Source organism: Streptomyces sp. NPDC004542 (genome assembly GCF_040610035.1).
Lineage (GTDB): Bacteria > Actinomycetota > Actinomycetes > Streptomycetales > Streptomycetaceae > Streptomyces.
On the sequence record NZ_JBEXLP010000088.1, the window covers coordinates 19,123 to 29,792 of the forward strand.

Genomic DNA, 10,670 nt, shown 5'->3' on the forward strand with positions numbered 1-10,670 from the left:
GGCGGGGCAGCACAGCTTGCGGCGGAGAGCGCGCGCCGGGGAATTTTCTCCAGCTCAGCGCGGTACGGACGGCAGGACCGCGACCGGCCGCAGGATGATCGCGTCCCACCCCTCGGGCACGCGCGCCAAAAGATTGGACACACCGGCCGGGGTCGGCCGCATGATGGAAAGGCCCCGGCCATGCAGGGGGCATCCGCCAGCCACGGAGAAGGAGTCGCAGTGAGGGTCGGAATCGTCGGAGCCACCGGTCAGGTCGGCACGGTCATGCGCAGGATCCTCACGGAGCGTGACTTCCCCGTCACCGAACTGCGGCTGTTCGCCTCGGCTCGTTCGGCCGGGACGGTGCTGGACGGGGTGACGGTGGAGGACGCGGCGACCGCCGACTACACCGGGCTCGACATCGTGCTGTTCTCCGCGGGCGGCGCCACCTCCAAGGCGCTGGCCGAGAAGGTCGCCTCGCAGGGCGCCGTGGTGATCGACAACTCCTCGGCGTGGCGCAAGGACCCCGAGGTGCCGCTGGTGGTGTCCGAGGTGAACCCGCACGCGGCCGTGAACCGGCCCAAGGGCATCATCGCCAACCCGAACTGCACGACGATGGCCGCCATGCCGGTGCTGAAGCCGCTGCACGAGGAGGCGGGCCTCGAGGCGCTGGTCGTCGCCACCTACCAGGCGGTGTCCGGCTCGGGCCTCGCGGGCGTGGCGGAGCTGCACGGACAGGCGCAGAAGGTCGTCGCCGACGCGGACAAGCTCACCCACGACGGCGGGGCGGTCGACTTCCCCGAGCCGCAGGTGTACGAGCGGCCCATCGCCTTCAACGTGGTGCCCCTGGCCGGCAACCTGGTCGACGACGGCCTGAACGAGACCGACGAGGAGCAGAAGCTCCGCAACGAGTCCCGCAAGATCCTGGAGATCCCCGCGCTGAAGGTCTCCGGCACCTGTGTGCGCGTGCCGGTCTTCTCCGGCCACTCCCTCCAGGTCAACGCCCGCTTCACCCGCCCGATCAGCGTCGAGCGCGCGACCGAGCTGCTGGCCGGTGCCCCCGGTGTGGCCCTCACCGACATCCCGACCCCGCTCCAGGCGGCCGGCAAGGACCCCTCGTACGTCGGCCGCATCCGCGCCGACGAGACGGTGGACAGCGGCCTGGCCCTGTTCATCTCCAACGACAACCTCCGCAAGGGCGCGGCCCTGAACGCCGTGCAGATCGCGGAGCTGGTGGCGGCGGAGCTGGGCGGCAAGTGACGCGCACGGCGAGGGGCGGCCACCGGGTGCCGGTGGCCGCCCCTCGCCGTCCGTGCCCTCAGAGCGACAGGTGCAGCCGCAGCGCGGCGTCGATCTCCGCCATACGCTGCCGCGGCACCGCGCCGAGCCGACGGAGCATCCGCTCCCGGGCGACGGCCCGCACCTGCTCGCACTGGGCCTTCGAGTCCTTCGGCAGGTGGCACTCGGCCGCAGCGAGGAGCACCTGGAACGACAGGACGCGGGTGGTGTTGGAGGTCAGCGGCACCACGGTGATCACGCCTCGGCCGTGGCGCTCGACCGCCTGGTTGGCTCCGTCGTTCGACACGATCACCGAGGGACGCGCCTTGGTCGACTCGTCTTCGCGGACCGGCTCGTAGTCCACCAGGTAGATGTCACCGCGCCTCATCGGACAGCCCGTCCGCGCTGAACCCGTCCCAGAACCCGGCGTCCTCGCCGGCGTCCGACTCGGCGAAGGCCTCCGTGTACTCGGACTCCAGCTGAGCCGCCCTCAGCAGCTCGATCGCGGCGTGTATCACGGCCGACCGCGACTCGGCTTCCGTTCTGATCGCGTACTCGTCCACGAAGGTGACGTCTTCCTGCGGCAGACTCACACTGATCTTCATACCGTCGATACTACCCGTGGTAGGCATTCACTGGCCACCACGCAGACGCGGGCCACTCATGGAAGGATGGCGCAACCGACACATCACGAGGAGATGACCGCGTGCCTGGCACAAACCTGACTCGCGAAGAGGCGCAGCAGCGGGCGGAGCTGCTCACCGTTGACTCGTACGAGATCGATCTTGACCTCTCCGGCGCGCAGGAGGGCGGTACCTACCGGTCCGTGACCACGGTGCGCTTCGACGTGGCGGGGAACAACGCCGAGTCGTTCATCGACCTGGTGGCCCCGACCGTGCACGAGGTGACGCTCAACGGCGATCCCCTGGACCCCGCCGAGGTCTTCAAGGACTCGCGGATCGCCCTCCCGGGGCTGCTGGAGGGCCGCAACATCCTCCGGGTGGTCGCCGACTGCGCGTACACCAACACCGGCGAGGGCCTGCACCGCTTCGTCGACCCGGTCGACGACCAGGCCTACCTCTACACCCAGTTCGAGGTGCCGGACGCCCGACGGGTCTTCGCCTCCTTCGAGCAGCCCGACCTGAAGGCCACCTTCCAGTTCACCGTGAAGGCGCCGACGGGCTGGACCGTCGTCTCCAACTCGCCGACGCCCGAGCCCAAGGACGACGTCTGGGTCTTCGAGCCGACGCCGCGCATCTCGACGTACATCACGGCGCTGGTCGTCGGTCCGTACCACTCGGTGCACAGCGTGTACGAGAAGGACGGGCAGTCCGTGCCGCTCGGTATCTACTGCCGGCCCTCGCTCGCCGAGTTCCTCGACTCGGACGCGATCTTCGAGGTGACTCGGCAGGGCTTCGACTGGTTCCAGGAGAAGTTCGACCACGCGTACCCGTTCAAGAAGTACGACCAGCTCTTCGTGCCGGAGTTCAACGCGGGCGCGATGGAGAACGCGGGCGCGGTGACCATCCGCGACCAGTACGTCTTCCGGTCCAAGGTGACCGACGCGGCGTACGAGGTGCGCGCCGAGACCATCCTGCACGAGCTGGCCCACATGTGGTTCGGCGACCTGGTCACCATGGAGTGGTGGAACGACCTGTGGCTGAACGAGTCGTTCGCCACCTACACGTCCATCGCCTGCCAGGCCGCCGCGCCGGGCTCGAGGTGGCCGCACTCGTGGACCACGTTCGCCAACTCGATGAAGACCTGGGCGTACCGCCAGGACCAGCTGCCGTCCACCCACCCGATCATGGCGGACATCCGCGACCTGGACGACGTGCTGGTCAACTTCGACGGCATCACCTACGCCAAGGGCGCCTCCGTCCTGAAGCAGCTGGTGGCGTACGTCGGTGAGGACGAGTTCTTCCGGGGCGTGCAGGCCTACTTCAAGCGGCACGCGTTCGGCAACACCCGGCTGTCCGACCTGCTCGGCGCCCTGGAGGAGACCTCCGGACGGGATCTGCGGACCTGGTCGAAGAAGTGGCTCGAGACGGCCGGCATCAACGTCCTGCGGCCGGAGATCGAGACGGATGCCGACGGGGTCGTCACCTCCTTCGCCATCCGCCAGGAGGCCCCGGCGCTGCCCGCCGGCGCGAAGGGCGAGCCCACGCTGCGGCCGCACCGCATCGCCGTCGGCCTGTATGACCTCGACGAGGCGAGCGGCAAGCTGCTGCGCGCCGAGCGCGTGGAGCTGGACGTCGACGGCGAGCTGACCGACGTACCGCAGCTGGCCGGCAGGCGCCGCCCGGCGGTGGTCCTGCTCAACGACGACGACCTGTCGTACGCCAAGGTCCGGCTGGACGAGGAGTCGCTGAAGGCCGTCACCGAGCACCTCGGCGACTTCCAGGAGTCCCTGCCCCGCGCGCTGTGCTGGGCGTCGGCCTGGGACATGACCCGGGACGCCGAGCTGGCCACCCGGGACTACCTCTCGCTGGTCCTGTCCGGCATCGCCAAGGAGTCGGACATCGGTGTCGTGCAGTCGCTGCACCGGCAGGTGAAGCTGGCGATCGAGGTGTACGCCGACCCCGCGGCCCGCGAGGCGCTGCTCACCCGCTGGACGGACGCCACGCTGGCCCACCTGCGGGCGGCGGAGCCGGGCAGCGACCACCAGCTGGCGTGGGCGCGGGCGTTCGCGGCGACGGCCCGTACGCCGGAGCAGCTCGACCTGCTGGAGGCGCTGCTGGAGGGCACCCAGACGATCGAGGGCCTGGCCGTCGACACCGAGCTGCGGTGGGCGTTCGTGGAGCGGCTCGCGGCGGTCGGCCGGTTCGACGAGGCGGAGATCGCGGGCGAGTACGAGCGGGACCGGACGGCCGCCGGTGAGCGGCACGCGGCGACCGCGCGGGCGGCCCGCCCGACGGCGGAGGCCAAGGCGGAGGCCTGGGCGTCGGTCATCGAGTCGGACAAGCTGCCGAACGCCGTGCAGGAGGCCGTCATCGCCGGCTTCGTGCAGACCGGCCAGCGGGAGCTGCTGGCGGAGTACACGGAGCGGTACTTCGAGGTCCTGAAGGACATCTGGGACTCCCGGTCGCACGAGATGGCCCAGCAGATCGTGACCGGCCTCTACCCGTCGATCCAGATCTCCGAGGACACCCTCGCCAGGACGGACGCCTGGCTGGCCACCGCCGAGCCGGGTGCGGCCCTGCGCCGTCTGGTCTCGGAGTCCCGGGCGGGCATCGAGCGCGCCCTGAAGGCGCAGGCGGCGGACGCGGCGGCGGGCTAGTCCTTCGCGGCACGCACACCCAAAGGGCGCCCGGCGGCACGCCGGGCGCCCCCGTGCGTCACCCGGGTGAGCGGCGCGGCGGGCCCCAGCTGCCCCGCGACCGTGGCCCCGAAGGCCAGTGCCATGCCCGCGAGTTGGAGGGGGGTGAGCGACTGGCCGAGGGCCGCCCGGCCGACGACGGCGGCGGTCAGCGGGGAGAGCGGGCCGAGGAAGGTGACCTGGGTGGCGGTAAGGCGGCCGACGCCGCGGAACCACAGCCAGTACGCGACCGCCGTGTTGGCCAGGGCGAGGGAGAGGTAGCCGCCGAGCGCACGGCCGTCCAGGGCGGGCGGCGGGCCCTCGGCCAGGAGCGCGACCGGGGCGATGAGCAGGCCGCCCGCGGTGAGCTGCCAGCCGGTGAGCGCCAGCGGGCCGACCCCGTCCGGGCGGCCCCAGCGCTTGGTCAGCACGGTCCCGGTGGACATGGAGGCGGTGGCGGCGAGGGCGGCGAGCACGCCCACGGGGTCGAACGCGCCGGCCGCCTCGAGCACGACCAGGCTGACGCCGAAGGCCGCCGCGACGCCGGTGAGCAGGGTGCGGGTGGTGGGCCGCTGCCCGAGCAGCAGGGCCGAGAGGCCGACGACGAACAGCGGGCCCACCGATCCCACGACGGCCGCCATGCCGCCGGGCAGCCGGTAGGCGGACAGGAACAGCAGCGGGAAGAAGGCGCCGATGTTGAGCGCGCCGAGGACGGCGGCCTTCCACCACCAGGCGCCGCGCGGCAGTACCCGGGCGAGGCAGAGCAGGAGCAGTCCGGCGGGCAGGGCGCGCACCAGGCCGGTGAAGAGCGGGCGGTCGGCCGGCAGGAACTCGGTGGTGACGGCGTAGGTGGTGCCCCAGGAGACGGGGGCGAGGGCGGTGAGGGCGATGAGCGCCGGGCGGCTCGTGGCCATGGGAGGCACCCTTCGGGCTGGGCAGCGGGACTGACTCGACACTGATTAGCTTAGCGCTAAGCAACTTAGCGACAAGCAAGTTTCTTGCCGGCGTTCCGGAGGCGGCGGATACTCCCCCGCATGAGCACAGAGCAGCGGGCGGAGCAGCGAGCGGAGCGACCGACAGAGCCGAGCGCGCAGCGGCGGGACGCCGTCGACGCGATCGTCGACCAGTGGGCCGCCGTACGGCCCGACCTCGACACCGCCGCGATGGAGGTCTTCGGTCGCATCTTCCGGCTCTCCCGCACGATGGGCGACCGCATGGAGAAGGCGTACGAGCCCTACGGCATCTCGCGCGGCGAGTTCGACGTCCTGGCCACCCTGCGCCGCTCCGGCGAGCCCCACACCCTCTCCCCGCGCCAGCTCTCGGCCACGCTCATGCTCACCACCGGCGGGATGACCGGCCGGCTCGACAGGCTGGAACGGGCCGGCCTGCTGCGCCGCTCCCCCGACCCACACGACCGGCGTGGACTCCGGGTGACCCTCACCGACAAGGGCCTGCGGCTGATCGACCAGGCGGTCGGCGCGGGCCTGGCGGAGCAGACGGCCGCCCTCGCCGCGCTGGACGGCGAACAGGCCGGCCACCTGGCCGGCCTGCTGCGGGAACTGCTCGCGGGCACCGGGAAGCCCGGCTCGTAGGTCACCCCACGTGGGCCGCGAGGGCCACCTCGACCGCCTCCGGGCCGGCCGCGTCGGCCGCCCAGGCCACGTATCCGCCGGGGCGGACCAGAACGGTCGTACGGCGGTCGCCGGCCCAGCGGGCCACGGCCGGCCGGTCCGTGCGGCGGTTGCCGATCCGGTGCGGGCGCTTCTCGACGAGGGTGACGGGGACGCCGGCCGTGGCGAGGTCGCCGGCGAGGAGGAGGCCGGTGGGGCCGGAGCCCACGACGAGGACGCGGTGGACGGTGCGGGTGGTGCCGGTGGTGGCGTTCATGAGGGCCTCCCAGAGTGCCGACGCTTGCCGGTCAACAGGTGCGACCAACGCTTGTTGGTCAACACTTGTAGGCAATCCTAGGAGGGCGTCGACCCTGAAGTCAACACCTGTTGGCCATCACTTGTTGGCCCACGTTGCCGTCATCTCCGGCAGGAACACCGGCAGGCCCCCGCCACTGCGGGTCGGTGCCCGCGGAACCGGGGCGCCGGGAAACACGTCGAGGGCGCCGGCATCACCGGCGCCCTCGACGTAAGCCGCGAAGGTCAGGCCTCGGCCCGGGCCTTGACGTTGATGTTGGAGCTGGTGTCGTCCTGCTTCCTGTGCGACTTGTCCAGCACCATGACCAGGCCGGTGATCACCCCGAAGATGACGAGCGGCAGCACGACGTAGAGGCCCAGCGTCGCGCCCATGCTCAGGGGCTTGCCGGGGTCGTCGCCGTCGTCGCGGGTCAGCGCGAGCGCGGGGGACGACATGAGCAGCATCATCAGCGTCGTACCGGCGGCCAGGGCGCCGGCGCGCAGGGCGTTCTTCTTGTCCACGGTGCCAAAGTACCGAACACCCGAACGGGCCGCGCGCCCGGGGTGCCCTGTGCGACGCACGGCTCAGCCCTCCCCCAGCAGGGCGAGCAGCGCCCGCACCCTCGGCGACCGCGTCAGCTCCTCCAGTGTCACCGGCCGTCCCGCCGGGTCGGCGATCGGCAGGCGCCAGTTCGGGTACTCGTCCCAGGTGCCGGGTAGGTTCTGCGGGCGGCGGTCGCCGATGCCGTCCGGGAGCCAGACACCGATCATGCGGGCGGGGGTGCGCAGCAGGAACCGGTGGACGGCCCGGATCCGGGCCTCCTCGGCCGAGGCCGCGGACTCCTCCCCGGCCGGGCCCGCGGGCCCGAGCAGACCGAGCCGGTCGAGGACGGCCAGCCACTCCCGGGTGTCGGCGGTCGCCTCAGCGCGCTCCTCGGCCAGGGGACGGGTGAGCAGACCGAGGGAGTCGCGCAGCTCGACATGCTCACCGGTCAGCCGGGCGGCGGTGGGCGGCAGGTCGTGGGTGGTGGCGGTGGCCAGGCAGTCGGCGCGCCAGCTCTCGGGCGGCAGCGGCCGGCCGTCGCCCTCCCAGTCCCGTTCGAACCACAGCACCGACGTGCCGAGCACCCCGCGCCGCTGGAGCGTCTCGCGCACCCCGGGCTCCACCGTGCCCAGGTCCTCGCCGATGACCAGGGCCCCCGCCCGGGAGGCCTCCAGCGTCAGCAGGGCGAGCATGGCCTCGGCGTCGTACCGGACGTACGTGCCCTCCGTCGGCGGCCGGCCCTGCGGCACCCACCACAGCCGGAACAGGCCCATGACGTGGTCGATGCGCAGGGCGCCCGCGTAGCGGAACAGGGCCCGCAGCAGGCGGCGGTAGGGGGCGTGGCCGGAGGCGGCCAGGCGGTCGGGGCGCCACGGCGGCAGGCCCCAGTCCTGGCCGCGGGCGTTGAAGGCGTCGGGCGGGGCGCCGACGGACATCCCGGCGGCGAAGTGGTCCTGCTGCGCCCAGGCGTCGGCGCCGGCGGGGTGCACGCCGACGGCGAGGTCGTGGACGATGCCGACCTGCATGCCCGCCTCGCGGGCGGCGCGCTGGGCGGCGCGGAGCTGCTCGTCGGTGAGCCAGGCGAGCCAGGAGTGGAAGTCGACGCGGTCGGCGAGGTCGGCGCGGGCGCGTGCGGTCTCGGGCGAGCGGGGATCGCGCAGCCCGGCGGGCCAGGACTGCCAGTCGGAGCCGTGCACCTCCGCGAGGGCGTACCAGGTGGCGTGGTCCTCGAGGGCCCGGCCCTGTCCGGCGCGGAAGGCGTCGTAGGCGGCCTGGCGTCCCGGCCCGAGCGGGACCTCGCGCACCTTCTCCAGCGCCTCCCGCTTCAGCTCCCACACGGCGTCCCGGTCGATCAGCGCGCCCTTGTCGAGCACCCCGGCGCGCAGCCGGGCGGCCCGCTCCAGGACGGCCCGGAGGTGCTCGCGGTCCTCGGCGTGGGCGTACTCGGGGACGGCCTCGACCCGCAGGTGCACCGGGTCCGGGAAGCGGCGGGAGGAGGGCCGGTAGGGCGAGGGGTCGGTGGGGGCGCCCGGTACGGCCGCGTGCAACGGGTTGACCTGGACGAACCCGGCGCCCGCCGTGCGCCCGGCCCAGGCGGCCAGCTCGGCGAGGTCACCGAGGTCACCCATGCCCCAGGAGCGGGAGGACAGCAGGGAGTAGAGCTGTACGAGGAGCCCGCAGGAGCGGCCCGCGGGTGTGGGCAGCCGGGGCGGCGCGACGATCAGGTGGGCCTCGGCGGTGCGCCCGTCGGGGGCGGTGGCCCGCACGCGGTGGACGCCGGGCGGGAGCCGCTCGGCGGTCGCCCGCGCCTCGCCCTGCTCGGTCTCGAGGCTCAGCCGGGTGCCCGCGGGCAGGCCGGCGAGGGCGGCGGGGCCGGCTCCGGCGTCGGTCCAGTGGACCAGGGTCGGCGGCAGCAGCCGCTCGCCCAGTTCCCGTTCCCGGTCGGCGAGGGCGGCGCGGGTGGCACCGGGGGTGGCCGCGTCGACGCCGAGGGCGGCCAGGACGGCGACGACGGCTTCGGCGGAGGCCGCGACCGTACGGTCCGGGGACGGGCTGTAGGAGGTGGCGACGCCGTGCAGCTCCGCGAGCCGGGACAACTCCTCGTCGAGGGGTGCGGCCATCTACAGCCCCGGGCCGTAGCAGTCCGGGACGGCGTCGGACTCGCTGGTCAGCGGGGCGGCGTCGGAGAGCGGCGGTTCACTGGTCAGGGGTTCGGCGTCGGGCAGCGGCGGCTCGCTCGTCAGCGGCGCCTCGGCGTGGCTGCTCTCCGCGTTGAAGGCGCAGGCGTACAGCTCCTGGGTGTCGGCGGACGGTTCCGCCGCGGGTTTGGACGGGGCCGGGAGCAGGGGGTGTGCCGGTGCGGCCACGGGGGCCTCCTCGTATGACGTCGGTACGGCGGGCTGGTGGCGGGATGCGGGACATCGCAGGCCTACCCAGTGGACGCGACGGCAGACGTACGACCGCGAACTACGTGAGGCATACGACATCCCGGCCGCCCCTCTTCACCCGTCCGCTTCATCCGTCCGCCCACTATTCACTCAGTACATGTACTTGATGCATACTGATCTCCATGAGCACCCGGCACATCCTCCTGGGGCTGCTCGCGGCGGGGCCGAGCCATGGCTACGACCTCAAGCGACGCCACGACGAACGGTTCCCTCAGGCCCGGCCACTGGCCTACGGGCAGGTCTACACCACACTGCAGCGCCTGGTCCGTGACGGCCTCGCCGAGGTCGACGGCACGGACGCGGACGGCGGACCGGAGCGGACCCTCTACCGCTCGACGGCGACCGGCACGCGCGAACTGACCCGGTGGGCGGCCGAGATCGCCCCGCCGGCGCCGTTCGTGACGAACGAGATCTTCGCCAAGGTCGTCGTGTCGATCCTCGCGGGCGGCGACCCGGCCGCCTACCTCGGCGCCCAGCGTGCCGCCCACATGGAGCGGATGCGGCAGCTGACCGTCCTCAAGACCGCCGCGGACACCGATCTGGCGACCGTGCTCTCGGCGGACTACGCCCTCAACCACCTCGACGCCGACCTCCGCTGGATGAACACCACGGCGGCCCGGCTGACCACTCTGACCGCGTTGACCTGACGGCCGCCGCGATCCTGACCGGCCTCGCCATCACCCTCTCCGGGCTCGCCGTCGGCACCGCCGAGTCGCTGGCCAACCGCCGCCGCGGCCTGGCCGCGCAGGTCGCCGCCGGGGTACCGCGGCACGTGCTCGGCCGGGCCCTGCTCCTGGAGACGGCGCTGCCGCTGGCCCCCGCCGTCGTGGTGGCGGGCGTGGGCGGCATGGCGATCGGCACCTGGTACGCCACCGTCGCCGGCCGCGACCAGGCACTGGCCGTGCCCTGGGGGGCGCTGCCGGTCCCGGTCGGCGTGTACGCGTGCTGCCTGCTGGCGGCGGCCACCTCGCTGCCGCTGCTGCGCCGCTCGGTGCACCCGGCGGAGCTGCGCTACACGTGACCACAGGCCAACGCCGGGCCGTGAGGGCACGGGCCCCCGGGGCCCCAGGCGTGCGACGGCCGCGACGCGACGACCGGCCTCCCGGCCGGCGCCGCCGGCGGGCGGCCGTACAGTGCCGCGGGCCCCACGAGTCCGGGCACCGGGGACCCCCGGGGCCACCGCGCGCGCACCGCGGGACACGCGGAAGGCGCCGGCGGCC

At 73.3% G+C, this 10,670-nt stretch carries 11 protein-coding genes and 1 pseudogene; 5 read left to right on the forward strand and 7 right to left on the reverse strand.

What is annotated here, in order from left to right; genetic code table 11:
- The first annotated feature begins 219 nt into the window (after positions 1-219).
- Positions 220-1,239, forward strand: coding sequence for an aspartate-semialdehyde dehydrogenase (locus ABZX30_RS31500; protein WP_355939695.1), 1,020 nt, complete (start codon positions 220-222; stop codon positions 1,237-1,239).
- Positions 1,240-1,297: 58 nt separating this feature from the next.
- Here ABZX30_RS31500 and ABZX30_RS31505 read toward each other — a convergent pair whose 3' ends face one another.
- Both ABZX30_RS31505 and ABZX30_RS31510 read right to left on the reverse strand, forming a co-directional pair.
- On the reverse strand, positions 1,298-1,645 hold the full coding sequence (locus ABZX30_RS31505) for a type II toxin-antitoxin system PemK/MazF family toxin (RefSeq protein WP_355939698.1): 348 nt from the start codon (positions 1,643-1,645) through the stop codon (positions 1,298-1,300).
- Complete coding sequence (locus ABZX30_RS31510; RefSeq protein ID WP_355939701.1) at positions 1,632-1,862, reverse strand: antitoxin; 231 nt, start codon at positions 1,860-1,862, stop codon at positions 1,632-1,634. Before ABZX30_RS31510 ends, ABZX30_RS31505 begins: the two co-directional genes overlap by 14 nt.
- A gap of 101 nt (positions 1,863-1,963) precedes the next feature.
- Between ABZX30_RS31510 and pepN the strand changes: the two genes are divergently transcribed.
- A complete protein-coding gene (gene pepN, locus ABZX30_RS31515) occupies positions 1,964-4,537 on the forward strand; it encodes an aminopeptidase N (protein WP_355939704.1) in 2,574 nt (857 codons plus the stop codon).
- On the opposite strand, the gene ABZX30_RS31520 is transcribed toward pepN, so the two are convergent.
- On the reverse strand, positions 4,534-5,469 hold the full coding sequence (locus ABZX30_RS31520) for an EamA family transporter (RefSeq protein WP_355939707.1): 936 nt from the start codon (positions 5,467-5,469) through the stop codon (positions 4,534-4,536). The two genes, pepN and ABZX30_RS31520, sit on opposite strands and share 4 nt — an antisense overlap.
- Before the next feature lie 120 nt (positions 5,470-5,589).
- Here ABZX30_RS31520 and ABZX30_RS31525 point away from each other — a divergent pair, with 120 nt between their 5' ends.
- Positions 5,590-6,147, forward strand: coding sequence for a MarR family transcriptional regulator (locus ABZX30_RS31525; protein WP_355939710.1), 558 nt, complete (start codon positions 5,590-5,592; stop codon positions 6,145-6,147).
- Between the two features lies 1 nt (position 6,148).
- Here ABZX30_RS31525 and ABZX30_RS31530 read toward each other — a convergent pair whose 3' ends face one another.
- The 4 genes from ABZX30_RS31530 to ABZX30_RS31545 all read right to left on the reverse strand — a co-directional run bounded on the left by ABZX30_RS31530 (position 6,149) and on the right by ABZX30_RS31545 (position 9,369).
- Positions 6,149-6,442 (reverse strand): FAD-dependent monooxygenase, encoded by a 294-nt coding sequence (locus tag ABZX30_RS31530; RefSeq protein ID WP_355939713.1) that lies wholly within the window; start codon positions 6,440-6,442, stop codon positions 6,149-6,151.
- A gap of 263 nt (positions 6,443-6,705) precedes the next feature.
- Positions 6,706-6,981 (reverse strand): hypothetical protein, encoded by a 276-nt coding sequence (locus tag ABZX30_RS31535; protein WP_355939716.1) that lies wholly within the window; start codon positions 6,979-6,981, stop codon positions 6,706-6,708.
- A gap of 63 nt (positions 6,982-7,044) precedes the next feature.
- The gene (gene malQ, locus ABZX30_RS31540; protein ID WP_355939719.1) at positions 7,045-9,123 is read right to left on the reverse strand and encodes a 4-alpha-glucanotransferase; all 2,079 of its coding nucleotides are present in this window, start codon (positions 9,121-9,123) and stop codon (positions 7,045-7,047) included.
- Positions 9,124-9,369: a hypothetical protein gene (locus ABZX30_RS31545; protein WP_355939721.1), complete on the reverse strand. Its 246-nt coding sequence runs from the start codon at positions 9,367-9,369 to the stop codon at positions 9,124-9,126. It lies immediately after the preceding gene.
- Positions 9,370-9,572: 203 nt separating this feature from the next.
- On the opposite strand from ABZX30_RS31545, the gene ABZX30_RS31550 reads away from it, so the two are divergent.
- A complete protein-coding gene (locus tag ABZX30_RS31550) occupies positions 9,573-10,097 on the forward strand; it encodes a PadR family transcriptional regulator (RefSeq protein ID WP_355939724.1) in 525 nt (174 codons plus the stop codon).
- Positions 10,076-10,471: pseudogene (locus tag ABZX30_RS31555) on the forward strand (FtsX-like permease family protein); the annotation flags it as partial. The gene ABZX30_RS31550 and the pseudogene ABZX30_RS31555, both read left to right, overlap by 22 nt.
- Positions 10,472-10,670: the final 199 nt, after the last annotated feature.